At 44.0% G+C, this 23,121-nt stretch carries 25 protein-coding genes; 17 read left to right on the top strand and 8 right to left on the bottom strand.

The features are described 5' to 3' along the window. Window positions 1-30 precede the first annotated feature (30 nt). Genes trpCF through ACFOHL_RS01105 form a run of 4 tightly spaced genes read right to left on the bottom strand, consistent with a single transcriptional unit; the run spans window position 31 to window position 4,710 of the window. The gene (gene trpCF, locus ACFOHL_RS01120; protein WP_376918358.1) at window positions 31-1,449 is read right to left on the bottom strand and encodes a bifunctional indole-3-glycerol-phosphate synthase TrpC/phosphoribosylanthranilate isomerase TrpF; all 1,419 of its coding nucleotides are present in this window, start codon (window positions 1,447-1,449) and stop codon (window positions 31-33) included. 5 nt (window positions 1,450-1,454) lie between these two features. Beyond that, window positions 1,455-2,471 carry an anthranilate phosphoribosyltransferase gene (gene trpD / locus ACFOHL_RS01115; RefSeq protein WP_376918357.1) on the bottom strand — a complete coding sequence of 339 codons (1,017 nt, stop codon included), beginning with the start codon at window positions 2,469-2,471 and terminating at the stop codon, window positions 1,455-1,457. A 6-nt stretch (window positions 2,472-2,477) separates the two neighbouring features. Continuing rightward, complete coding sequence (locus ACFOHL_RS01110) at window positions 2,478-3,122, bottom strand: aminodeoxychorismate/anthranilate synthase component II (protein WP_376918356.1); 645 nt, start codon at window positions 3,120-3,122, stop codon at window positions 2,478-2,480. Between the two features lies 1 nt (window position 3,123). After that, window positions 3,124-4,710, bottom strand: a complete 1,587-nt coding sequence (locus ACFOHL_RS01105; protein WP_376918355.1) for an anthranilate synthase component 1 — start codon at window positions 4,708-4,710, stop codon at window positions 3,124-3,126. A gap of 291 nt (window positions 4,711-5,001) precedes the next feature. Between ACFOHL_RS01105 and ACFOHL_RS01100 the strand changes: the two genes are divergently transcribed. Then, window positions 5,002-5,835, top strand: a complete 834-nt coding sequence (locus tag ACFOHL_RS01100) for a PHP domain-containing protein (protein WP_376918354.1) — start codon at window positions 5,002-5,004, stop codon at window positions 5,833-5,835. A 33-nt stretch (window positions 5,836-5,868) separates the two neighbouring features. Here the strand turns inward: ACFOHL_RS01100 and ACFOHL_RS01095 are convergent, their stop codons facing one another. After that, entirely contained in the window at window positions 5,869-7,503 is a 1,635-nt protein-coding gene (locus ACFOHL_RS01095; RefSeq protein WP_376918353.1) for a methyl-accepting chemotaxis protein, read from the bottom strand. 56 nt (window positions 7,504-7,559) lie between these two features. Further along, window positions 7,560-8,252 (bottom strand): OmpW/AlkL family protein, encoded by a 693-nt coding sequence (locus ACFOHL_RS01090; protein WP_376918352.1) that lies wholly within the window; start codon window positions 8,250-8,252, stop codon window positions 7,560-7,562. Window positions 8,253-8,559: 307 nt separating this feature from the next. Here ACFOHL_RS01090 and ACFOHL_RS01085 point away from each other — a divergent pair, with 307 nt between their 5' ends. Together ACFOHL_RS01085 and ACFOHL_RS01080 are read left to right on the top strand one after the other, a co-directional pair. Next, window positions 8,560-9,288, top strand: a complete 729-nt coding sequence (locus tag ACFOHL_RS01085) for an AzlC family ABC transporter permease (RefSeq protein ID WP_376918351.1) — start codon at window positions 8,560-8,562, stop codon at window positions 9,286-9,288. Beyond that, entirely contained in the window at window positions 9,278-9,631 is a 354-nt protein-coding gene (locus ACFOHL_RS01080) for an AzlD domain-containing protein (RefSeq protein ID WP_376918350.1), read from the top strand. Before ACFOHL_RS01085 ends, ACFOHL_RS01080 begins: the two co-directional genes overlap by 11 nt. Window positions 9,632-9,660: 29 nt before the next feature. Here the strand turns inward: ACFOHL_RS01080 and ACFOHL_RS01075 are convergent, their stop codons facing one another. Beyond that, window positions 9,661-10,389, bottom strand: coding sequence for a LysE/ArgO family amino acid transporter (locus tag ACFOHL_RS01075; protein WP_376918349.1), 729 nt, complete (start codon window positions 10,387-10,389; stop codon window positions 9,661-9,663). Here ACFOHL_RS01075 and ACFOHL_RS01070 point away from each other — a divergent pair. Further along, the gene (locus ACFOHL_RS01070; protein WP_376918348.1) at window positions 10,357-11,250 is read left to right on the top strand and encodes a LysR family transcriptional regulator ArgP; all 894 of its coding nucleotides are present in this window, start codon (window positions 10,357-10,359) and stop codon (window positions 11,248-11,250) included. The genes ACFOHL_RS01075 and ACFOHL_RS01070 overlap by 33 nt on opposite strands. 11 nt (window positions 11,251-11,261) lie before the next feature. Here the strand turns inward: ACFOHL_RS01070 and ACFOHL_RS01065 are convergent, their stop codons facing one another. Continuing rightward, window positions 11,262-12,173 carry a LysR family transcriptional regulator gene (locus ACFOHL_RS01065; protein ID WP_376918347.1) on the bottom strand — a complete coding sequence of 304 codons (912 nt, stop codon included), beginning with the start codon at window positions 12,171-12,173 and terminating at the stop codon, window positions 11,262-11,264. Window positions 12,174-12,293: 120 nt separating this feature from the next. On the opposite strand from ACFOHL_RS01065, the gene ACFOHL_RS01060 reads away from it, so the two are divergent. From ACFOHL_RS01060 to ACFOHL_RS01000, 13 genes are all read left to right on the top strand, one after another. After that, window positions 12,294-12,890, top strand: coding sequence for an FMN-dependent NADH-azoreductase (locus tag ACFOHL_RS01060; RefSeq protein ID WP_376918346.1), 597 nt, complete (start codon window positions 12,294-12,296; stop codon window positions 12,888-12,890). Window positions 12,891-12,949: 59 nt separating this feature from the next. After that, the gene (locus tag ACFOHL_RS01055) at window positions 12,950-13,342 is read left to right on the top strand and encodes a VOC family protein (RefSeq protein WP_376918345.1); all 393 of its coding nucleotides are present in this window, start codon (window positions 12,950-12,952) and stop codon (window positions 13,340-13,342) included. Between the two features lie 116 nt (window positions 13,343-13,458). Further along, window positions 13,459-14,352 carry a dienelactone hydrolase family protein gene (locus ACFOHL_RS01050; protein WP_376918344.1) on the top strand — a complete coding sequence of 298 codons (894 nt, stop codon included), beginning with the start codon at window positions 13,459-13,461 and terminating at the stop codon, window positions 14,350-14,352. A 118-nt stretch (window positions 14,353-14,470) separates the two neighbouring features. Beyond that, a complete protein-coding gene (locus ACFOHL_RS01045) occupies window positions 14,471-15,478 on the top strand; it encodes a glycoside hydrolase family 113 (protein ID WP_376918343.1) in 1,008 nt (335 codons plus the stop codon). 82 nt (window positions 15,479-15,560) lie between these two features. Further along, window positions 15,561-16,184, top strand: coding sequence for an L-threonylcarbamoyladenylate synthase (locus ACFOHL_RS01040; RefSeq protein ID WP_376918342.1), 624 nt, complete (start codon window positions 15,561-15,563; stop codon window positions 16,182-16,184). An 11-nt stretch (window positions 16,185-16,195) separates the two neighbouring features. Then, window positions 16,196-17,056 carry a segregation and condensation protein A gene (locus ACFOHL_RS01035; RefSeq protein ID WP_376918558.1) on the top strand — a complete coding sequence of 287 codons (861 nt, stop codon included), beginning with the start codon at window positions 16,196-16,198 and terminating at the stop codon, window positions 17,054-17,056. Beyond that, window positions 17,040-17,744 carry an SMC-Scp complex subunit ScpB gene (gene scpB / locus ACFOHL_RS01030; protein ID WP_376918341.1) on the top strand — a complete coding sequence of 235 codons (705 nt, stop codon included), beginning with the start codon at window positions 17,040-17,042 and terminating at the stop codon, window positions 17,742-17,744. Before ACFOHL_RS01035 ends, scpB begins: the two co-directional genes overlap by 17 nt. Before the next feature lie 15 nt (window positions 17,745-17,759). Continuing rightward, the gene (gene rluB, locus ACFOHL_RS01025; protein WP_376918340.1) at window positions 17,760-18,653 is read left to right on the top strand and encodes a 23S rRNA pseudouridine(2605) synthase RluB; all 894 of its coding nucleotides are present in this window, start codon (window positions 17,760-17,762) and stop codon (window positions 18,651-18,653) included. Continuing rightward, on the top strand, window positions 18,653-19,435 hold the full coding sequence (gene truA, locus ACFOHL_RS01020; protein WP_376918339.1) for a tRNA pseudouridine(38-40) synthase TruA: 783 nt from the start codon (window positions 18,653-18,655) through the stop codon (window positions 19,433-19,435). Before rluB ends, truA begins: the two co-directional genes overlap by 1 nt. 155 nt (window positions 19,436-19,590) lie before the next feature. Then, entirely contained in the window at window positions 19,591-20,472 is an 882-nt protein-coding gene (accD, locus tag ACFOHL_RS01015) for an acetyl-CoA carboxylase, carboxyltransferase subunit beta (RefSeq protein WP_376918338.1), read from the top strand. A gap of 11 nt (window positions 20,473-20,483) precedes the next feature. Further along, the gene (locus ACFOHL_RS01010; RefSeq protein ID WP_376918337.1) at window positions 20,484-21,881 is read left to right on the top strand and encodes a bifunctional folylpolyglutamate synthase/dihydrofolate synthase; all 1,398 of its coding nucleotides are present in this window, start codon (window positions 20,484-20,486) and stop codon (window positions 21,879-21,881) included. 1 nt (window position 21,882) lies between these two features. Next, window positions 21,883-22,560 (top strand): SPOR domain-containing protein, encoded by a 678-nt coding sequence (locus ACFOHL_RS01005; protein ID WP_376918336.1) that lies wholly within the window; start codon window positions 21,883-21,885, stop codon window positions 22,558-22,560. A 63-nt stretch (window positions 22,561-22,623) separates the two neighbouring features. Next, window positions 22,624-23,115: a CvpA family protein gene (locus ACFOHL_RS01000; RefSeq protein WP_376918335.1), complete on the top strand. Its 492-nt coding sequence runs from the start codon at window positions 22,624-22,626 to the stop codon at window positions 23,113-23,115. Window positions 23,116-23,121 lie beyond the last annotated feature (6 nt).

Genomic DNA, 23,121 nt, shown 5'->3' with positions numbered 1-23,121 from the left:
CACCAATTTTTCGATACGGGTATGTGTCAGTTAAACCCGTAGTGCATAGAATAGTGCGTTTAACTTTGCTTGGTCTTTTACGCCAGGTGCAGATTCTACGCCGCTATTTATATCTAAACATGCTAGCCCTGTTTGTCTCGCTTGTAACACGTTGTCGGGGGTGATCCCCCCCGCTAAAATACAGCTTTGTTTATTTTTTAGGGACTCAAGCACTTGCCAATTAAAGGTTTTGCCTGTGCCTCCCTTTGCCTTGCCAACTTTGGTATCCAGTAAATATTTATCAATCAAACCGGCGTCGAGCTCGGGGAGCTGCATTTCTGCATCGTTAATATCAATCGATATCACTCGCCAGATTTCACAATTTTTAGGGAGCAGTGGTCGTAAATCTCGGATGTATTCGTTACTTTCCGTTCCATGAAGCTGCACGGCATGCAGTGACAGCACTTTTGCGTACTCAGCTACTTGAGCCAGGGAGTGGTCTTGAAATACCCCAACAAAGCGTTTCGCGTTATTTGAGCCATTAGCATTTACACTAGCGATAATCTGTGTGGCGCTATCTATACTTACATAGCGCTTTGACGCTTCGACAAAAATCAGACCAAGCGTATTCACAGGATAGCTTGAAACCAGTTTAGCTTGTTCTACAGACGTGATGCCACATACTTTTGTTTCACCATATACGAGGCTGTTTACAGCTGCATCGAGATCTTGTTTAGCCATTAGCGAACTACCCACCAAGTAACCGTCGACAAGCGGGTTTAAACGCTGTAAATCAGCATTTGTGTAAATGCCCGATTCTGAAATAATCACACCATTAAATCTTTCATTGGCTCTGATTAGTGGCACAAGTTTTTCTGTCATACTCAAGTCAGTACTGAGATCGCGGAGATTTCTATTGTTTATACCAATAATTTTGGCACCCAGTGTGAGGGCTCGATGTGTTTCTTCTTCGTTACTCACTTCTGTCAGCACGTCCAGCGACAAGGTATCCGCTATCTCGTGCAAAATCGTGTATTCTTGGTCAGAGAGTACTGATAGCATCAGTAAAATCGCGTCGGCATTGTGGTGTCTCGCGAGGTAGACCTGATAGGGCGTAACAAAAAAGTCTTTATTCAATACGGGTTGTGATACTCGAGAACACACATAATCAAGATATTCAAATTTACCTTGAAAGTACTTTTCGTCTGTTAGTACTGAAAAGCAAGCGGCTTCTTTCTCATAAGCTTGGATGATTTCATCTAAGTCAAAGTGCTCTCTGATCAAACCTTTAGAAGGCGATGCTTTTTTGCATTCAAAAATAAAGCCCGCTTTTTCTTTTTGTAAAGCGGCTAAAAAAGACTTTGAGGACGGTACCAAATTGTCTTTAAAGCTCGAAAGCGGCAGCGTCACTTCTCTTTGCTCAATTTCTACACGTTTATCAGCGACGATTTTTTCTAATACGTTGGGCATACTGCTTAATTCCCTTGGCTCAAAGAGGCGGCTTGTTGAATGGTTTGCAATGGCAGGCCACTGTTCATACTTTCGACTGCCTGCGCAAAACACGCTTTTAAATCGCGTTCTGGTGCATTAACCCAAAGCAAGGCTGCGGCATTCATTGCTATGGCATGAACATGAGCTTGTTGGCCTTTTCCTGACAAAGCGGCTGCTATCATATTTTTATTTTCAGCCGGTTCACCCCCTTTTATCGATTCAAGTTTACTGCGCGAAGCGCCAAAATCTTCAGGGGTCAAGGTCATTTCGGTAAAGCGTCCGTTTTGCAGGTGTATCGCTGTTGTTTTGTCGTGAAGCGCAATTTCATCGAGACCTGAACCATGCACAACCAGCGCATGCTCGTGTCCAAGCGCATGCAACACCTCAGCGTATACACTAACAAGGTCGGGAGAATACACACCATAAACGCCATGAGTCGGCCTCGATGGATTCGCCAAGGGACCGAGAATATTAAACAATGTGCGCGTTTTTAGTTCGCCTCTTACACCCATAACGTGTTTTACACCTGCGTGATAATTGGGTGCGGCTAAAAAGCAGAAATTAGCCTCATCTAAACATTGTCGAGCGGTTTCGGGCGACATCATCAATGCTAAACCAAAATTAGCAAATAAATCAGATGAACCCGATTTACTAGATACACTTTTGTTTCCATGTTTTGCGACTTTGACGCCGCATGATGCTGCGACTAATGCTGCTGCGCTGGATATGTTGATAGTATTGTGACCATCTCCACCTGTACCCACTATGTCACTAAAGGCGTAATCTGGACGAGAAAAGGGCTTCGCGTGCTCAATCATGGCTGCGGCGGCACCGGCAATTTCGCCGCTTGATTCTCCTTTTAATTTTAGTGCAATAAGAAGGGCAGTGATACTTATTTCGCTGAGTTCGCCGCGCATCAAACGAGCAAACAGCAAATGCGCTTCGTCTTGCGACAAATCTTGCTTGGCATACAGTCGTTCAAGTAGTGTATTGGTATCCATTCGCGTTTATTCCTGCGAGTCTATATTGGCTAAGTATAAAAGGGCTTGTTGCAAGAGTTTACTCCCTTCGCACGTTAAAATAGATTCTGGATGAAATTGAAAGCCGAGCATCTTATCAGTCTCATTTAATATAGCCATAGGCAGGCCGTCAATTTCCGCGATCATTTGCAAAGAATTGGGTACATCAGTGGCAACAAGACTATGATATCGTGCAATACTCAAAGGCATGGAGAGCCCGTTAAAAATCGGGTGTGGCTCAAAACGCATCAGTGACGATTTTCCATGCATGACCTCGGGTGCATGGCCGACGGTTCCCCCATAGTTTTCTACAATGGCTTGATGCCCTAAGCAAATACCAAGTACGGGATATTTGCCTTGTGCGCCTTTTATCACAGCTGGCATACAACCTGCTGCACTGGGTGCGCCGGGTCCTGGACTCAGCATCAACACACATGGGCCTTGTGTTTGTGCATGTGCTAGCTCGTTCAATATATGCTGCGCATCCACTGTGTTGCGATACACTTTTAGTTTAAGACCTAACACGCGAAGCTCGTCAACTAAGTTGTAGGTAAATGAATCGATATTATCGATAAGGATAACTTGCAGTGCACTAATGTCGAAGGCCTGATTGTCATGAGCGGGCTTAGTCATTTTACTCTTCTCCTTGACTTAAGGCACTGTTTGCGGTGCTTATCGCATGAATCACCGCCTGTGCTTTTGCGCGTGTTTCGTCGGCTTCAGATTGGGGTATCGAATCTTTGACAACACCTGCGCCGGCCTGAACATAAGCTATATCGTCTTGTACAAAAGCACTGCGGATCACAATACAGGTATCAAAATCACCATGCCCGTTAAAGTAGCCTACCGCACCGCCATAACTGCCACGCCTTGCTTTTTCGGTGGTACGAATCAATGAAGCGGCGCTAACCTTAGGTGCACCAACGAGCGTCCCCATATTCATACAAGCTTGGTAAGCGTGCAGGGCGTCGAGATCATCACGCAGTTGCCCGACTACTCGAGAGACCAAATGCATGACATGCGAATAACGATCAACTTTTAAAAGATCTTTGACAAAACGTGTACCTGGCACAGACACTTTGGCTACGTCGTTTCTCGCGAGGTCTACAAGCATAATATGCTCTGCTTTTTCTTTTTGATCTTGCTGTAAATTGAGTTCTAAGCGGCTATCTAAATCTAGATCGATGCTACCATCGGATCGTTTGCCTCGAGGGCGGGTGCCAGCAATCGGATAAATCTCTACTTGGTTGGTGGCTTTTTCATATTTTAAGGCCGATTCTGGTGACGCACCAAAGATAACAAAATCTTTGTCGTGAATATAAAACATGTAAGGCGAGGGATTGGTTTGCTTTAAACGCTTGTAAGCGAGTAGGGGTTGGGTACAAGACATCGAGAAAGTGCGCGAGGGTACAACTTGAAAAATATCACCATCTAAAATGTGCTTTTGCAAGTCTGATACATCTTTACAATATTCTTCGTCGGATTTATCACAGTTGACTGAAGGCGCATCTACCATGTTTTCGGTAAATGAAACTGTGGATAAATCTTCTAATGCATGGCACAGCGTTTCTACTTGTTGGCTAACCTGAAAGTAGTGCTGCGCGACATCTTCACCAGAAAACACACTACCGAGTAACTCGGTTGTTTTTGTTTGATGATCGATTAATAGCAAGGTTTCAGCGAGATAAAATACATAATCGGCACAGGTATTTTTACCTGCCTTGACCTCGGGCAGTTGCTCAAAGGTCGCGATTAAGTCATAAGCAAAGACACCGGCCAAAAATACTGCGTGATCAATATCGCGAATCGCGTTGACTTGTTTTGATATCGTGCGCAGTACATCTAAGACGGCTGGTTGTTTAAGGCGTGTGTCTTCATCCAAGTTACTATTGGGCTCTGGAAACGAGAATAATACATTTTTGTTGCTTGTAGATTTTACAAAATCACCCAAACTTTGCCTTAAAAAAGGCAGCAGCGACTCGCCATTTTCAGAGGTGGCAACAATGTCTACTTCTTGCCCTTTACACTCTATTCGCAGTGCGGCGTCAATGAGTATTAAACTCTTTAGATCGTCTTTACTATCGATTTCTGCAGATTCGAGTAAGAGCGAGTTTTCTCCCGCTACTTTTTTATAAGCAATGAGGGGATCAGCAATATAGCTGAGTGTTTTCGAAATAGTTTCTACTGTTCCGGGGCTTTGCCCCAGCGCCGACAAACTCATGTTTATTCCTTTGCTATCGTTGTTATGTTACTACTTAGTCGCCAGTGAGGGGCCAATTGTCGGAAACAAAAAAGGCCCTTAAAATGGGCCTTGGAATTCGTGCACACATATGCCGCCAGAGCCCTAGGTCCGGTTGCACCACCACCAGTTGTTGCGTACGTTGTTCGAATTCATATAATACTATCCACTAAAATCTATTTTGATTTTCTGGTGCATAGGAGAATACAAAACGATGCCGATGTCAACCGCAAATATTTGCATTTCTTATAATTAAACAGCAAAGGTTATTGCTTGAAGGTAGATTTACATTCCCATACTACATGCTCAGATGGGCAATTGAGCCCCAAAGAACTGATCATGCGAGCGCAGCAAATGCAAGTCGATATGCTGGCGATTACAGACCATGACAACATTGATGCAATCTCCCAAGCACAAGAGGCAATTAAGGCGTTTAAGGCTAAAATTCAATTAATAAACGGCGTAGAAATCAGCACTAGGTGGCACGGTTTTGAAATTCATGTATTGGGTTTACACTTTGACGAAAACCACACTGGGCTTAAACAATTACTTGCGGAGCAGGGTGAAAAACGCATCACTCGCGCCAGACGTATAACTGAAAAATTGGCTTTTTTGCACATCGATGACTTGTACCAAAAATGCCTAAGTAAAACAGCGGGTATTGTATCGCGCGTGCACATCGCTGAAGTCCTTGTTGAAGAAGGCCATTGCAAGGATTTACAACAGGCCTTTAACAAATTTATTGGCGCAAAAAAGCGTGCTTATGTGCAGCCTGATTGGGTTGAGATGCATGAGGCAGTAAAAGTGATTCAGCAGGCTGGGGGCGCTGCTGTATTGGCGCATCCCTTTCACTATGACATGAAAGCTAAATGGTTACGTAAATTGCTTGTGGCCTTTGCCGAAGCTGGAGGGGATGCAACGGAAGTCACCCACCGTAATATCTCACCAAGCAAACGTGACTTTATTGCAAGCTTGGCGATCGAATACAAACTTAAGGCAAGTATTGGTTCGGATTTTCACGCACCCTCCCGTTGGTGTGAATTAGGCAAAACCACCCACTTGCCAGAGGGTTTGCAAGGCGTTTGGACGGATTGGGTGGGTAAGTAAGCCTTAGGTCTGCGTCATAAAGCACAGCACTCCTTATTTTGAAACCTTAAATGTTTCGACTGTTGAATTCATGCTTTTAATGACGCTTGAAATCTGTTCAAAGCTTTGCAGTACTTCAGTCACCGCGTCAGACGTGTCAGTGGAAATATCTTTCATTTGAGTGACGCCTTGCTGGATTTCACCAACGGTATATATTTGTTCCTGAGTAGCGGCTGCAATTTGTACATTCATGTCTTTAATTTGTTCAGTGGATGAGGCAATACTATCTAACACGGAATCCGCCGAATTCATTTCGCCCATCAACTCGCTTACAAGTTTGCCGTTTGAGTCAATGAGTGTGACGGTATCGGCAGTGCCACTTTGTAAGGTGGTGATCATTTCATCAATTTTTTCTGTAGATTGTTGAGTTCTGGATGCCAACGAGCGTACTTCGTCCGCTACTACTGCAAAGCCTCTGCCTTGCTCTCCAGCTCGAGCTGCTTCGATCGCGGCGTTTAAAGCGAGCAGGTTGGTTTGTTCTGAAATATCACGGATGACATCGATAATCAGGGCAATTTCACTTGAGCTAGAGTTTAACGACGTGATGGCGTCTTGCATGCCTTTCGCACTATCTGACAATTGTTCAACCGATGTTTTTGCTTTTAATATCGCTGAGCGGCCAGCCTGTGTCTCTTCGTAACCTTGATTAGCAGAATTGGATGTGTTGTTCGTGTTTTCTCCAATTTCGTTGATTGCGCCAACAAACCCTTCCATTGAGATCACGATCTTATCGGCAACAGAGCTTTGTTCAGCCATTTTCGATTTAGACTGTTGAGACGAATCGTACAACGGTTTTGTGGCGACGTATAAAATTTCACTCATGTTTGAGATGTCTTTTATCACTGTTTCAAACTGATTTACCATTGCGTTGAAATCTCGGCATACTAAGACCACTTCGTCTTTTGTTGTTTCTTCGTCACAGTCCGTGAGCGTAATTCTTTCAGACAGCGTGTTAGTTTCTCGCATGACTTGCATTTTTGATGATAGTAAGGTCAATTTTTTGCGCATGTCTTTTAAAATGATTAACAAACAACTCGCAGCAATAATCGACAATATGGGCACCACGCTAAATACAAATCCGCGTACAAAACTCGCCACTTCAGGCATTAATACTGCAAATTGATTGGATTCTCTCGCGTTTTTTTCAACCAGATTAATCAATCGATTGAGGGTGTTTGAGTCTTGAGAAAAGGCAGGTTCTCTTAACAGCTGGATAACCTTGAGGGCTTCAGCAGTATCTTTTAAGCCTGACTTACAAATTTCAATCGTTTCGCCAAATCCAACCGCTTGAAACAAAAGTCGCTCGGCAAAATTGAGCCTATCCAAACAAATCTGCACGATTTCGTTTGCTCGTTTCATTAAGCTTTCGATACCTTGCTTTTTGACATCGTTTGAGCGAGCAAAAAGCAGTTCATTGAATATTTCTGGGTTGGATGTGTCTTCAAGGGCGATTGCTCTTATTTGCACCTCGTTTACCGCAAAATAGTGCTCACCCTGCAATTGTGTAAAGGTCTGTATTTTAGCCAGCTCATACACACTGATTAGCACTATACTTACTTGAAATAACAAGGCTGAAATGAGCACGCGAGACTTTGAAGCCATAGACAGGTTGTATAACTTGCGCAACATAATCTTTTCTCCCTAACTTCTTTGCTTTGGCAACAAAAAAACTAGCTCAATAACACTTAAAACCGATAGCCAAACTTCAAGTACGTGCCTGCTGGATCGACCGATACATCGACGCTTCTTTGCGTGTTTACGGCAGCAGTAGACAAATTAGCCGTGGTATCTACGTCGATATATACGTAGCCAATGTCCAAATACCATTGCGGAGATAACTTAACTTTTAAGCCTAGTTGTGCCGCCAAACCTACAGAGCTGTCTAAGCTTACTGTCGTTTCGCCACCGAGTGCACCATTCAGAATAGCCGTGGGTTGCTCGTCGTCAAATAGAGTATAGTTGAGCCCAACACCAATATATGGGTGGACACCTTTCCAAAGCGACGTGTGGGTATAATTGACAAATACCGTGGGAAACAATGCTTCCACACTTGCGATCTGACCAACGCCGGTGAGTGAGCCAGCGGCATAGACGTCAAAATCCATAAATGGCGCTAAATATATCTTACTGCTCCAATTCTCATTGTAATAGTAAGTAAGGCTGCCAAATACAGAAGAAGAGCTTCCCACGTCTACCGCGTTTCCGGGTGGCAGACCTGGACCTGAAATTTCACTGCTGCTGTCGTTTGGACTCAAGTGCAAAAACCCAGCATCAAATGACCAGTTGAAATCACTTTGGTTGGCGTATGCACTGGCTACACCAATAAATAGAGTGAATGGAATAAGTAAAGTAAATCTAACTAAATAAAAAAATCTCACGACCGAGCTCCAAAAACAGTGTGGCGTTGCATCAACCCACATTAAATTAAATGTAAGCCGATCAATTAACGCCTCGAGTCCTTTAGGTTTGCCGGCCAAATTTGCCCTATACGCCTTTATATCGGACGAATGTCGATGTACTTGAGATAATATCTTTACTTTTGAGTGAAATTTGATCGTTAATGATTGGAGGAGAACTTTTGCAGATAAATCCTAAGTCAGTTACACTTCCAAAAAAAATACACCCAATCCCCCCAACAATAACCAAATCAAGCAGAGTAAAGCTTTCCAGCAAGCAAGGAAAATAATGAAAATCAATAGTGTGCAAGAGGAGAGCGGCTGGAAGCTAGGCTTCATAGATGGGTTGCCTTTGCTGGGTGGCTACATTCCAGTTGCCATTTCTTTTGGTGTGATTGCTGCTCAGGCTGGGTTTACAGCTATAGAGGCTACGCTTATTTCGGCCTTAGTTTATGCAGGTGCGTCGCAATTTTTATTGGTGGCTATGGTGGCTGCGGGTTCACCGTTGTGGTTGGCTGTATGTATGACCTTATTAGTCAATGTTCGGCACGTGGTATATGCGCCAAATTTAGCGCCTCACTTAAGCAAAAGCAAGGCTTGGCTTTGGTTAATGCATGGCTTGACTGATCAAGTTTTTGCACTTGCGCATACGCGTTTACCCACATTAGAAGAGTGCCAAAAGTTAAATTGGTTCAAGGGTTTGTCGCTCATCGCTTGGTTCAGTTGGATCGGTGGCACAGCATTGGGTGCGGTAATGGGAGATACCTTAAGCAAACAATGGCCTTTATTGGACGTTGTGCTACCTTTTGCCTTACCTGCGTTGTTTATTGTACTGCTGGCTCCACGCTTTTCAGACAAATCTTGGTGTATAGCTCTGTCCCTGACTATTGTTTTTGCATTGTTTATTACAATGTCGGCGTTTAAGCATGCCGCAATCCCTCTAGCGGCTGCTGCTGGGGCGATCAGCTTTTTTATTCTTAACTATGATTGCAAGCGGAGGCAAACAATTGCGAAGTGAAATTTGGATGGTAATTGTGATTGTTGCGCTGGGTACCTACGCCTTGCGAGTTATCCCTTTGATTTGGACTCAACGCCACTTGAGCAAACGCGATAATAACCATGGTGACGCAAAACTGCCTGTTTGGATAAGTGTACTCGGACCATTAATGATTGCATCTATGCTCGGCGTGTCGCTTATTCCAAAATCTATTTCCGCAGAAAGCTGGGTAGCAACGATTATTGCTGTAGTTGGTACGGTCATAATTTGGCGAAAGTTTGGTGGGCTTGGGATCCCTGTTTTATTAGGTGTCAGTACCTTTGGTTTGGTGTATGGGATAGGGAGCATGCTCCCTAGTTTTTAAGGGGCGAATTGCAGCCCTTTCCGAAAGATTCAGGTGAGCGCATAAAGTTGCAGTGCAACGATGCTTAATAATATCGCAATTGTGGTATCGAATATTCGCCAACGCGTCGGTGAGCTAAGCAAGACTTTTAGCTTGGGCGAAAATAACACCAAACTGCTAAACCAAACGAGTGATGCGAGACATGCTCCCATGGCAAATAACATGGGGGACGCTTGCACTGCGCCTATACTACCAAGCAATAACACAGTATCGAGGTAAACATGTGGATTTAACAGACTTATTGCCAGCGCTGTGAACGCCGTTTGCTGCCATGGGGCAGCTGTGGTGTCAGTCAGTTGTAAACCTGAAGTGCCGACTATAGCGCGTTTCAATGAACTAAAGGCTAAGTAACACAGCATGACAATCCCACCCCAAGTGAACCACGGTAAAATGCTGGGTAACCATAGCTTAATTTCATTTGCGGCAAATACCCCGAGTACGATGAGTGACGCATCGCATACTATACAAACACCAGCAATGGCTAAACGATTTGCGCCGGCCATGCTTTGGCTCAGCACCCAAATATTTTGTGCGCCTATGGCGATGATCAAACTTAGGCCTACAGAAGCACCAGATAAAAACGACACGCTCATATCCTCAAAAGAGATGATTTTGGTGGTGAGTAGCTTAGGCAGCGTGCTAGTATAAATCCAATGAATAATTTTATTGTTTAATGCGCTAAACTCATGATTGATTATCACTTGCTTGAAGCTTTGCATGCAGTCATCTCCGAAGGTGGGTTTGAACGTGCAGCCAAAACCTTATTTATTACGCAATCTGCAGTCAGTAGGCGTATTCATCACTTGGAGTCATCAATGGGTGAGCCTGTAATCATTCGCAATAAACCGCCGATGCCTACTCCATTCGGTCAGCGACTGCTCAATCACTACCAACAAGTAAGACAGTTAGAAATTGCCTTAGCGCTACCGAATTTGGACGAACAAACAAAGCCTAGTCCGCCCCTGTTAGTCAAGCTCGCGACTAATGCTGATTCGTTGGCGACGTGGCTGCCAGAAGCATTGGCCGTCTCACGAGAAAAAACCGCGCAGCAATACCAGTTTGATATTGTGGTTGACGATCAAAGCGTTGCATTAAAACGCATGAAGTCGGGTGAAGTGATGGCTTGCGTATGTTCGAGTAAAACCCCCGTCAATGGCGGTAAATCCTTAGCTTTGGGCGCCATGCGCTATCACATTGTTGCGAGTCCTCGATTTGTTGATACCTATCGTTATTCAAACCCAAGTGAGCTTGCCAAACTGCCTTGTTTGGTATTTGATGAAAACGACAAATTACAGCACCAGTTTTTAGCCGATCTTGGCGCACAGTCGCCAACTATTGTGCATTATTGCCCGTCGACAGAAGGGTTTTTACAAGCGGCATTGGCTGGTTTAGGCTTTGGCTTGTTGCCAGCATTGCAACTGGCGAATACGATTGAATCAGGAGTACTCGTTGATTTGATGCCCGGTCACTGGGTTGATGTGGCATTGTATTGGCACTATTGGCAAACAGAAAGCCCGCCCTTAATGATCTTGCGAGAGCATGTGCTCGCTGTTGCTTCAAAACGGCTGGAGTCTTTGTAAGGCGCTCATGCTTAATCTAAATGCCAATAAGGTTCATCACCAAAATAACTCACGAGAAAATCAATCAAGCGCCTAAGCCTTTGTGATAAATGACGCGTCTGTGGATAAACCGCATATGCATCAATTGATTTACCTTGCACTTGATCACAGAGTAAAGGTTTGAGCAGCCCTGCGTTGATTGCGTCATAACAGATAAAGTCAGGCGTAAACAGCAAACCTCTTCCGGCAATTGCCTCATCGCACAAATAATCACCATTGTTAGCGCTAAGTATCACGGGGATTTTGATGGAGACTTCTTTCCCATCTTTGGCTACTAACTGCCAACTGTCGGGTACGAGGCTATAGCGAAGGCGAACGTGCCCTTGTGTTAATAAATCGTCCACTGATCTTGGTTCACCGTAGCGTTGCAAATAGCTAGGGCTGGCGCACAATACCGGTCGCACTTGGGTAAGCCGCCTGGCAATGAGATTAGAATCAGAAAGCTTGGCAATTCTTATCGCTACGTCATAACCTTCTTCAATCAAGTCGACTTTTCTATCGTTGAAGTCAAGGTCAAACTTGATGTCGGGATGCTGGTCGTTGAATTGACGTAAAGCTGGTGCAAGATGTTTAATGCCGAATGAAAATGGAGCCGAAACTCTAATGTTGCCGCTGAGTGCATAGTGCTGGTCTTTGATACTCGATTCAATTTCCGCCAAATCTTCAATGATGCGAATGGATTGCTGATAATAGGATCTTCCCGATTCGGTCAGCGTTTGTGAGCGAGTTGTTCGAGTAAGTAATGTTACACCCAGTCGCTTTTCCAATTCGCTTAAGCGCCTGCTTACTGCCGACTTTACGGTATCTAATTGCTCTGCTGCTTTGGTAATGCTTCCCGCTTCTACAATACGAACAAAGGTTTGCATATCTTCAAATTGATTCATTCTCGTAATTCCCTATTTATTGTTCAAATAAAAAGAACAATAAATTCGATTTTACAGTGTTTTTCTTTTTTTTAGCAACCGTAAAATAGTGAACATAGCTCAACATAAAAGGTGAAAACAATGTCTCAGTCTCAACAAAATACCATTTTATCGATTAATTCTAGTGGCCGCTATGAGGGCTCAGTTACACGACAGGTCTCGGCGAAATTGATTGAAGAATTAAAAGCTGCTTCACCAACATTGCGCGTAAATAGTCGCGATTTGGCGAAGGGCTTGCCGTTTATCGACGAACAGTGGATTAATGCAAATTTTACCGATCCCGCTGAAAGAGAAGCTACTCAGAAAGAAAAGCTGGCATTTTCAGATAGTTTAGTAGAAGAATTGCAGGCTGCGGAAAAAATCGTGATTGCATCACCAGTGTATAATTTTAGCATTCCTGCGGTCTTGAAAGCGTGGGTAGATTTAATCGCGAGAGCAAGATTGACTTTTCGCTATACTGATAAAGGACCAGAGGGTTTATTAAAGGGTAAAAAAGCTTACTTGGTGATGGCTTCTGGGGGCGTACCAATTGAAAGTGAAATGGATCTCGCGACCAAATATTTAAAGCAAGTGTTGGCTTTTGTGGGGATTACCGATGTTTCTGTAATTGACGCAACAAAAGTCGATCTGACGACCGAGAACATTTTGTCTGACGCTGAAGTGGCAGAAGAGAGCTAAAGGTTTTTAGACGTTTTTTATGCTACCTTACAGTTTTAAACTATTTGTATAGGCTAGGCATGCAGTACCTGAGTGCAGTTTCAATTTTGGTAGAAGAGTATGACTCCGTCATTTCATGGTTCACGCGGTGCTTGAATTTTGAGGTATTAGTTGATCAAGTAGTGACGGAAGACATGCGGTTTGTGCGCCTAGCACCAAGTAAGGACGCCAGCTTGTCTATTGTACTTAATAGAGTCACTGGTGAGAATGCCAAGTACATAGGAAAGCAAGCCGGTGATGACGTCCTGATGTTTCTCAATACAGATGATTTTGATGCCAGTTATCAAGATATGTTGCAACAAGGCGTGGAATTTTGTGAAGCGCCCAGAAACGAGGTTTACGCAAAGGTCGTGGTATTTAAAGATTGTTTGGGTAACAAATGGGATTTGTTGGAGCCAACAGGGTTAAATTAAAACCTAGTTTGACTTGTTATTGTATAAAACAGTATGAACCCATCATCATTTGTAGTTGATGATGTAAATGCAAAAATATCATACCAATAAAAATATCGAATACTTAGGGGAATAACATGTGTGATGATTTTACCGAACAAGACAATGAAAAATTCAGGCAAGCAGGTGGACAATTCAACCGCCGAGATTTCAGTAAGTTAAGTGTTGCTGCTGTAGTTTCACTTTGTTTTGGAGGGCTTGCCAATGCCTCAGCAGTGCTAAGCACCGAACTGACTGAATCAGAAGTAGACGTGCCTATGCAAAACGGCGTGTCTGACTCGTATTTTGTTCATCCTGCAAAGGGGCAATATCCGGGTATTTTGTTGTGGCCTGATATACGAGGACTTCGTCCAGCGTTTAAGGCAATGGCTAGGCGCTTGGCCGCTGAAGGGTATGCCGTTTTAGTCGTTAATCCTTTTTATAGAGACGCAAAAGCGCCAGTTGTTAGTCCTGGTGAGCAATTTAGTGATCCCAAGGTACGGGAAAGGTTGATCCCTTTTTATCGGAATCTCAATCATCAAGCGAGCATGTCTGACGCTCGCGATTACATTGCGTTTATTGATAAACAGAGTGCAGTCGATACTACTCGAAAAATTGGCACAGCTGGTTATTGTATGGGGGGGCCACTTATTATGCGTACTGCGGGTGCAGTGCCAACACGAGTTGGTGCGGCAGCATCATTTCATGGGGGTGGTTTAGTAACTGAAGAAAGCGATAGTCCACATTTACTGATTGCAAATTCACCCGCTCATGTATTACATGCCATTGCAGAAAACGATGATGAACGCTTCCCCTCTGTAAAGCATGATCTTGCAAAGGCCTATAAAGCTGCGGGTGTACCTGCGGAAATAGAGGTGTACAAAGGTACCTTGCATGGTTGGTGTCCGCCAGATTCGAGTGTATACAACGAACAACAAGCCGAAAAAGCTTGGGCTCGAATGTTGGCATTGTTTAAAACAGCCTTAGTGTAATGCTCAAAGTATTGGTATGCGCAACCCACAATGTTTTCGACATCAGCGGGGGCGCTTTTTCGCTTTCGTCGGTGTGCCTCAATGACTTTTCCTTCAAAAGCAAAGGGACTGTTACTCAATGAGGCGTTGCTTATTTACCTTACTTGCGTTTGTTGTTTTATTTGCATTACCTGCCTTGGCAAGTGAGCCGAAAATAAATGGCATCAGCTTTGTTGCCTCTCGCGATAAAACTGAGCAAGAACATATCGCGCCTTTAGTTAATACTTATGCTAACTATGCTGCAGTTATGCCGTATGGTTACGTTCCTTCAAATGAATCTCCAACTGTTATTTTTAACTCCGACAGACAGTGGTATGGGGAAAGAATAGTAGGCGTAAAAGATGTAATAAAGCAACTGAAAAGCAATAAGATTAAAACGATGCTTAAACCTCACTTGTGGCTGCGCGGTGGCGTTTACACTAGACATTTAGGTTTTCAGTCAGAACAACAATGGCAGGCATTTGAGCAAGCATATTCACATTTTATTATGACTTACGCCAAAGTAGCGGAAGATGAAAAAGTCGATATTTTTTGTATTGGAACCGAGTTAGAAACCTTTGTAAAACAACGACCCAAATATTGGCGCGCGTTAATATCAAAAATCAAGCATGTTTATTCAGGCAAACTCACCTATGCTGCAAATTGGGATGAATATACACACGTGCCGTTTTGGACACAGTTGGACTATATAGGCGTAGATGGCTACTTTCCATTGAGCGATGCACATACCCCAAGTATTGATAACATCGTGCAAGCGTGGGAGAAATGGAAACCTGAATTGGCTGATACAGCGCAAGGTTTCAAACGGCCTATATTATTTACCGAATGGGGCTTTCGCAGCGTAGATCACACCGCAAAAGCGCCTTGGGATCATTCAAAGAAGCTATCTGCTCCTAACTTAGCTGGTCAAGCTTCTGCTATCGAGGGTACGCTCATTTCTTTGTGGTCTGAGCCTTGGTTTGCAGGTGGTTTTATCTGGAAATGGTTTACTTACCACGACAAGGCTGGAGGTGAACTCGACAATAGGTTTACACCGCAAAATAAACCTTCGGAGCGGGTTTTACGCGCTTTTTTCGCGCCGCAATAAAAATATAAGTAAATTCAACAGGTATGCCAGTTGTTTGGTATACTTACAATCAAGTACTTACCTGCGTGCATCCGTTTTAATCATGAGTCAATTTTTTTACATACACCCTGACAATCCCCAGGCACGTTTGGTTAAGCAAACTTGCGAACTCGTGCAAAAAGGGGAGGTTATCGTATACCCCACGGATTCTGGTTATGCAATAGGCTGCCAAATGGAAAATAAGAAGGCGCTGGAACAAATTTGTCGGATTAGAAATATCGGCAAGGATCATAATTTCACCTTGATGTGTCGCGGCATGTCTGAGTTATCAGAATATGCAAGGGTTGATAATATTGCGTTTCGTCAAATCAAAAACAATACACCAGGCCCCTATACTTTTATTTTGAAAGCGACTAAAGAAGTTCCCAAACGTTTACAAAACCCCAAGCGCAAGACCATTGGTATTCGGGTGCCAGATAACAACATAGCCTTGGCTATTTTAGAAGAGTTGGGTGAGCCCTTGATGTCTACTACACTGATCTTGCCAAATGAAGATGTTGCTGAGTCTGATCCCGACGAAATACGCGAAAAATTAGAAAGACAAGTCGGCTTAATCATTCATGGGGGCTACCTTGGAGAGCAACCGACAACGGTTATCGACTTGTCGGATGGAGAAGCCCTTATCATACGAGAAGGCAGTGGTGACACTTTGCCTTTTGAAGACTAGAACGAGTAAGCATCGTGAGTACGGTCGAATCACCTGAACAGGCGAGCGAAACCAAGGTTTCAGAACAACTCACACAACAACAACCGCTCGCATTAGCTTTCGTCAATGGCGAAGCGCTTATCGAGAAACCCGAAGATTTGTATATACCTCCCGATGCCTTGGAGGTCATCTTAGAGACATTTGAAGGCCCCTTAGATCTGCTTCTATATCTAATTCGCAAACAAAAATTTGATATTGTCGAATTACCTGTGCTTCAAGTTACCAAGCAATACATGGAATACGTTGAGTTAATGACAGATATCAAGTTGGAGCTGGCGGGAGAGTATCTGGTGATGGCCGCTATGTTGGCAGAAATTAAAAGCCGACTATTATTACCCAAACATGAAGCAGATGACGAAGATGAAGGCGATCCAAGAGCCGAACTGATTCGTCGCTTGAAGGAATACGAGTTAATAAAGAAAGCGGCCGAAGCCTTGGATGGAGCCCCAAGGATGCAACGTGATTTTCACCCAGCAAAAGCTGAAGCTAGCGATGAAGTACAACCAATTAAGCATTTACCCCAAGTCAGTTTGCAAGAGTTGGCTTTGGCATTTGCTGGGGTAATGCAGCGAGCAAAAGCGTTTGAGCACCACCAAATAGAGAAGGAAGTCCTTTCAACCCGAGAGCGCATGAGTATGCTCTTGCAGCGTTTAAGACACGACCGCTACACACGCTTTGACGAGCTAATACGCGCAGAAGAAGGAAAAGCAGGTGTCGTGGTGAGTTTTATTGCTATGTTAGAATTAGCAAAAGAAGGATTGGTTGTGATTGAGCAAGCCAAGCCTTATGCAAATATACATGTTAAACTGGGCGCTTATGAGCAAGATATCTGATCTGCAACTCAAACAATTATTAGAAGCTGCTATTTTTGTTGCTGATGAACCTTTGTCTACCGACAAGCTGCGAGCGACGGTGCTCAGTGAACTCACGGTATCTACTCGGCAGCTAAATAAGGCTCTTAAGGAGCTTGAACTTGACTACGCGCCGCGTGGTATTCAGTTGGTCAAGGTAGCCTCAGGGTATCGCTTTCAGTCTAATGCGGGACTATCACAGTTATTGAGTCGATTGTGGCAAGAAACGGTGCCCAAATACTCTAGAGCCATGCTAGAAACTCTATCTCTCATCGCTTACCGGCAGCCGATAACAAGAGGTGAAATCGAAGAGATTCGAGGTGTTGCAGTGAGTAGTAACATTATTAAAAGCTTGTCCGAACGCGAATGGATAAAAATTGTTGGGCATAAAGAGGTGCCGGGGCGGCCTGCATTATACGCGACGACAAATACCTTTTTGGATTACTTTGCCCTTTCATCATTATCCGAACTGCCCTCTGCCACCCTGTTTGAAGGGCAGGGCGATAAGCATGATAGCAGCCATGCGCTCGGTGAAACGAAGGATGAGGCAAATAACAAAGCAGCAAATATTGCAATAGATGAGCAAAGTGCCATTGAACAGCAAGAAATATTACTGGATGACAGGCTGGAAGAAACAGCAAAGCCCGAATCAGCAGAAAAATTACATTGAGTGACATTACATAACATGCCTGAAAAAAATACATCAGAAAAACTACAAAAAGTTTTGGCGAACAACGGCGTTGGTTCACGACGAGAAATGGAAAAGTGGATTGAACAAGGGAGAGTATCTGTTAACGGCAAGATTGCTACGCTGGGTGACCGTGTTGAAATAAACGACCAAATTCGCGTTGACGGTCATCAAATATCTAGGCAAAAGGAGAGGTCTCCTTGTCGCGTATTGATGTACAACAAGCCAGAAGGTGAAATCTGTTCACTCAAAGACCCAGATGGCAGGCCAACGGTGTTTGAACGCTTGCCCCGTTTGGTGGGTGAGCGGTGGATAGGTATTGGTAGATTGGATATCAATACCAGTGGTTTGTTACTGTTTACGAATGACGGAGAGCTTGCGAACCGTTTGATGCATCCCTCATATGAAATTGAGCGAGAATATGCGGTGCGCGTATTTGGTGAAGTCACACCCGCTATATTACGCAGCTTGACAAATGGAGTCGAGCTAGAAGACGGATTAGCAAAGTTCAATTCTATCCATGTGCGTGCAGGTGAAGATGAAGGATTGAACCACTGGTATAACGTAACGCTCAGTGAAGGGCGGAATCGCGAAGTACGCCGCTTGTGGGAGTCGCAAGGCTTAAAGGTCAGCCGTTTGATGCGTGTGCGCTATGGGAATTTGGAAATGTTCAAACGATTGCCTCAGGGAGCTTGGGTAGAGCTTGATTTAAGCAATGTCAATGAACTACGAAAAATGGCAAAACTTGCGCCCGAAACAGAAACCAAAGTGCATGACCAAGATAAGCTCGATCATACAAAACTTAGCCGAATGCGCCGTTCTTTGCGTAAACACAAGCAAACAAAAGTGCTTGGGCAGCGTCACCGGACAAAAACAAGAAGCCAAAAATAATGCGTGTTGCCTTAGGAATTGAATATCAAGGAGAAGCGTTTAAAGGTTGGCAGCGACAAGCGAACGTAAGTAGCGTACAGGGCAACATTGAGCGTTGTTTGGCTGGTATCCTTACTGAAAAAGTTGATGTAGTTTGCGCTGGGCGCACCGATGCTGGGGTGCACGCAACCAATCAAGTTGTCCATTTTGATACCGATAAAACGCGTCCTGTCAGCGCGTTTACGCTTGGAATGAACGCCAATTTGCCGAGTACCATTGCTGTGCGTTGGGCGCAGGAAGTAAAAAGTGATTTTCACGCTCGATTTAGTGCAACTGCACGTCGGTATCGCTATATTATTTTTAATCACACATTAAGGCCTGGTATTTTATCATGTGGTGTTACTCATGTGCATCGCCCCTTAAATGCCGAAATTATGCACGAAGCTGCACAGTGCTTACTTGGTGAAAATGATTTCACTAGTTTTCGTGCGGCTCATTGTCAATCAAATTCGCCTTGTCGCCATATGAACGAAATTTCAGTCAAACGCGCAGGTCAATATATTGTTGTCGAAGTTGAGGCCAATGCCTTTTTGCATCATATGGTGCGAAATATAGTGGGATCACTGATAGAAGTCGGCGCTGGAGAGCAAAGCGTAGCTTGGTTTACCGGACTATTAGCCTTAAGAGATCGAACAAAAGCGGCGGCGACGGCAAAACCCAATGGTCTTTATTTGGTGAAAGTGACCTACCCATCTTGCTATAACATTCCACAGCCTCCTTTAGGTCCCTTGTTTCTAAATTAAACGCTTGAAAATTACTGATCAGATTTCTATGAATTAGGTTTTTTAGTTGGGAGTAATGTGATTTAATTGGGCGCAATTGCGCGCCTTGTCTAGGTACGCCCGAGTTTTAGCTAAAAAGCGCTCGCGCTTCGAATAAAAATTAACAGGATTTATGAATGAGCTGGATCGAAAAGATACTGCCTAAAACCAAATCATCAATTAAAAGTAATGTACCAGAAGGCATTTGGACGAAGTGTACGTCCTGCCAGTCTGTATTGTATAAGTCTGAATTAGAAAAACAGTTAGAAGTATGCCCTAAGTGTGGGCACCACATGCGTATTACCGCACGGGCTCGATTGAATGCCTTTTTAGACAGTGCGGGTCGTGAGGAAATTGCCGCTGATCTAGAGCCTCAGGATATACTTAAGTTCAAAGACTCTAAACGTTACAAAGATAGAATTTCAGCTGCGCAAAAAAATACTAATGAAAAAGACGCATTGATCGTAATGAAAGGCTCACTAAACGGTATGCCCGTGGTAGCCGCTTCTTTTGAATTTGCGTTTATGGGCGGCTCTATGGCGTCTGTTGTGGGGGCAAAGTTTGTCGCTGGGGTCAATGCGGCAATCAAGAACAACTGTCCTTTTGTGTGTTTTTCTACCTCTGGCGGCGCACGTATGCAAGAAGCCTTGTTATCACTAATGCAAATGGCAAAAACGAGTGCTGCTTTAGCGAAATTAAGTGAGCGAGGTTTACCGTACATTTCGGTGTTAACCGATCCGACAATGGGCGGTGTATCCGCTAGCTTAGCTATGCTTGGTGATATAAATGTTGCTGAGCCCAAAGCCTTAATCGGATTTGCAGGGCCGCGAGTGATTGAGCAAACTGTTCGCGAAAAATTGCCTGAAGGCTTTCAAAGGAGTGAATTCCTGTTAGAAAAAGGCGCGATTGATATGATTGTTGACAGGCGTGAAATGAAAGATACTTTACATCGAATTCTTTCTAAACTTCACGTGAGTGCCAGCCCCGTCGCAGAGTTACCTGCAAGCGACGATGCCTAAACGCTATTAAAATGCCTAAGACTTTAGCTCAGTGGTTACGTTTCATTGAGCAAAACCACCCAAGTGAAATCGACATGGGTCTATCAAGAACACAGCAAGTACTTGATAGACTATGTCTAGATATGTCAAATACTCGGGTCGTTACTGTCGCCGGTACCAACGGGAAAGGCACGACATGTACGACTATCGAAAGTGTCCTACAGTCCAGTGGCTTAACTGTCGGCAGATATGCGTCTCCTCATATGTTGCGCTTTAATGAGCGGATAGTGGTAAATGGTGAAGAAGCCGATGACGCGGATATATGCTACGCTTTCGAGCAAGTATGCAATGCACAAAAAGCCATACCACTGACCTATTTTGAGTATGCAACCCTAGCGGCGTTAGTTTGTTTTGTCTCTGCTAAGGTCGATGTAATTGTGCTTGAGGTGGGCTTAGGTGGCCGTTTAGATGCAACAAATGTACTCGATGCAAATGTAGCGGTTATCACCAGTATCGGCTTTGATCATCAAGACTGGTTGGGTGACACATTGCAGCAAATTGCTCGTGAAAAAGCCGGTATTATTAAACCAAAGTCTCGAGTAGTGCTTGGTTTTAAAGCTGAAGAAGTTGGCTTGTCATTGCCTCTGCAAGCCGAGGCGAATGGTGACAACAGTATATGGCAAGCGGGTGTCGATTTTAAGCTGTTTGAGGCGGGTGACGCTGCGATGCATGATGATGCTAAATTCGACAAAAGCCGAGGGCTAATCAATCCGCAGCTAGTGCCAACTGCAACAGAACTAGACGCACCTATAGAGTATGTTTGGCAGAATCAACAAGTCCCGAATCAAAATGTGATGACGGCTATTGCTGCACTTTGGCAATTGACCTATGTACTTGAAAAACAAAAGCGAGAACGACTGCTACATTGTCTACTTGACAAAACACGGATTGAAACGAGTATTCAAAAAGTGCGTTTATTGGGAAGGGTACAGACGCTTTCTACTTCGCCTTTGGTTTTAGCTGACGTGGCACACAATCAGCAAGCGGCAGAGTATTTGGCCTCTCAGCTACAGTGTTTACCGCAGGGTATTGAGAATCTTAACGAGCATTTGGCTGAAAACCTTACTTTTCACTTTGTCGTTGGTATGCTAAAAGACAAGAATATTGACACCACTTTACAAGCCATGAGCGCAATTAAGGCGCGTTGGTATCCCTGTACACTTGGTTCATTACGCGGTGAATCTGCTGAACGTTTGATTCAGTATTTGAAAAGTAATGGGCAGGATATTGTCGGCCCTTTTGACTCAGTTGAAGCGGGGCTTGATAAGGCGCTTGAATGCGCCATATCAACTGATATTATATGTGTATTCGGGTCATTTTTAACCGTGGCTGAAGCTATTCCTCGATTTGTAGATAGGGAAGTTTTGTAAAATGTCTAGCGCACTAAAGAACAGAATTGTTGGCACAGTGATCGTGGTTGCGCTTGCTGTCATTTTATTGCCTCAATTTTTGGACGGCGAAAAAAATGTTAGCAACAAGTCTTTTGTTGACGTGCCGCCAGCCCCTGCAGAGCTCGAAATCCCTGCTGAGAGTGAATTTGACCGAGAGGCCATTAAACAAACAGTGAGTCGCCCTTTGGATATTGTCGATGAACAGCCAGTCGATGGTGGGGAAATTGCCGTTACACCGGAAGGTGCTACTTCAAATATTGGTGATGATAGTCGTGTTGATTCTACAGATTCGTCAGCAAGCCAGCTTGCTAGCTCTAGCATTCGAGAAGAAAGCGTAGCAAAAGAAGCGGCAACAAAAGAGCAAAATGCCCCTGAGTTGCAAGAAGAATTGCCGCAAATTGAGATAAAAAACTCAGGTTGGGTTATTCAGCTCGGTAGTTTTAGTGATCAAGCTAATGCAAAAAAACTGATGCGCAATGTCAGAAGTGCAGGGTACAGAGTCTACAGTAGACCCATTCAAACTCGCTTGGGCGTGTTGACAAAGGTGTTTGTGGGGCCTGAGTTAGTTAAATCAGAATTAGAAAATGCCTTGCCTCATTTAAAAGAAATTACCGGCTTAAGTGGCAAAATAACTGAATTTGAGGTTAGCGCTCAGTAATCTTATCTGATAAACTTCGCGCCAAATTTATGTGGCACTTAATTTATTTGGGATCATCAATAAATGAATTGGTTCGACTTCACGATATTGGGCGTAATTGCGTTTTCCGCCGTTATCAGTATCGTTAGAGGGTTTGTTAAAGAAGCCATATCGCTTGTTGTTTGGATCTCCGCTTTTTTTATTGCACGCCAATTTTATCCAAACCTGTCTCACTTACTTACAAGATTTGAAGATGAACTTGTAAGAAATGGCGTTGCTATCGCCATTTTGTTTTTTGGCACCCTTTTGGCGGGTGCGCTGCTCAATTATATTATCTCCCAACTCGTCAAAGTCACTGGCTTGTCTGGCACAGACCGAGCATTGGGCGCTGTATTTGGTGCCATTCGCGGAGTATTATTCGTGAGTGCCGCTTTATTCTTCTTAGATACATTTACCTCTGCCTCAGAAGCAGAATGGTGGGTGTCTTCCATTCTTATTCCTGAGTTTGGTTTTATTATTGAATGGTTTTTTGAATTTGTGAAAAAAGGCTCAAGCTTTATTTCGCCTCAACAGTAAAGGTCT

The sequence above is a fragment of the Agaribacter flavus genome (genome assembly GCF_042646125.1).
Taxonomy (GTDB): Bacteria; Pseudomonadota; Gammaproteobacteria; order Enterobacterales; family Alteromonadaceae; genus Glaciecola; species Glaciecola flavus.
This window is presented reverse-complemented; position numbering and strand designations above follow the sequence as displayed.

Excerpts from the sequence above, each read along its gene's own strand:
- trpCF (WP_376918358.1), bottom strand. The coding sequence starts at position 1,449 with ATGCCCAACGTATTAGAAAAAATCGTCGCTGATAAACGTGTAGAAATT.
- ACFOHL_RS01110 (WP_376918356.1), bottom strand. The coding sequence starts at position 3,122 with ATGACTAAGCCCGCTCATGACAATCAGGCCTTCGACATTAGTGCACTG.
- ACFOHL_RS01005 (WP_376918336.1), top strand. The coding sequence starts at position 21,883 with ATGTCTAGCGCACTAAAGAACAGAATTGTTGGCACAGTGATCGTGGTT.
- ACFOHL_RS01070 (WP_376918348.1), top strand. The coding sequence starts at position 10,357 with ATGATTGATTATCACTTGCTTGAAGCTTTGCATGCAGTCATCTCCGAA.
- truA (WP_376918339.1), top strand. The coding sequence starts at position 18,653 with ATGCGTGTTGCCTTAGGAATTGAATATCAAGGAGAAGCGTTTAAAGGT.
- scpB (WP_376918341.1), top strand. The coding sequence starts at position 17,040 with ATGAGCAAGATATCTGATCTGCAACTCAAACAATTATTAGAAGCTGCT.
- ACFOHL_RS01075 (WP_376918349.1), bottom strand. The coding sequence starts at position 10,389 with ATGCAAAGCTTCAAGCAAGTGATAATCAATCATGAGTTTAGCGCATTA.
- ACFOHL_RS01045 (WP_376918343.1), top strand. The coding sequence starts at position 14,471 with ATGAGGCGTTGCTTATTTACCTTACTTGCGTTTGTTGTTTTATTTGCA.
- ACFOHL_RS01085 (WP_376918351.1), top strand. The coding sequence starts at position 8,560 with ATGAAAATCAATAGTGTGCAAGAGGAGAGCGGCTGGAAGCTAGGCTTC.
- trpD (WP_376918357.1), bottom strand. The coding sequence starts at position 2,471 with ATGGATACCAATACACTACTTGAACGACTGTATGCCAAGCAAGATTTG.
- ACFOHL_RS01040 (WP_376918342.1), top strand. The coding sequence starts at position 15,561 with ATGAGTCAATTTTTTTACATACACCCTGACAATCCCCAGGCACGTTTG.
- ACFOHL_RS01065 (WP_376918347.1), bottom strand. The coding sequence starts at position 12,173 with ATGAATCAATTTGAAGATATGCAAACCTTTGTTCGTATTGTAGAAGCG.
- ACFOHL_RS01010 (WP_376918337.1), top strand. The coding sequence starts at position 20,484 with ATGCCTAAGACTTTAGCTCAGTGGTTACGTTTCATTGAGCAAAACCAC.
- ACFOHL_RS01105 (WP_376918355.1), bottom strand. The coding sequence starts at position 4,710 with ATGAGTTTGTCGGCGCTGGGGCAAAGCCCCGGAACAGTAGAAACTATT.
- accD (WP_376918338.1), top strand. The coding sequence starts at position 19,591 with ATGAGCTGGATCGAAAAGATACTGCCTAAAACCAAATCATCAATTAAA.
- ACFOHL_RS01000 (WP_376918335.1), top strand. The coding sequence starts at position 22,624 with ATGAATTGGTTCGACTTCACGATATTGGGCGTAATTGCGTTTTCCGCC.
- ACFOHL_RS01055 (WP_376918345.1), top strand. The coding sequence starts at position 12,950 with ATGCAGTACCTGAGTGCAGTTTCAATTTTGGTAGAAGAGTATGACTCC.
- ACFOHL_RS01050 (WP_376918344.1), top strand. The coding sequence starts at position 13,459 with ATGTGTGATGATTTTACCGAACAAGACAATGAAAAATTCAGGCAAGCA.
- ACFOHL_RS01060 (WP_376918346.1), top strand. The coding sequence starts at position 12,294 with ATGTCTCAGTCTCAACAAAATACCATTTTATCGATTAATTCTAGTGGC.
- rluB (WP_376918340.1), top strand. The coding sequence starts at position 17,760 with ATGCCTGAAAAAAATACATCAGAAAAACTACAAAAAGTTTTGGCGAAC.
- ACFOHL_RS01095 (WP_376918353.1), bottom strand. The coding sequence starts at position 7,503 with ATGTTGCGCAAGTTATACAACCTGTCTATGGCTTCAAAGTCTCGCGTG.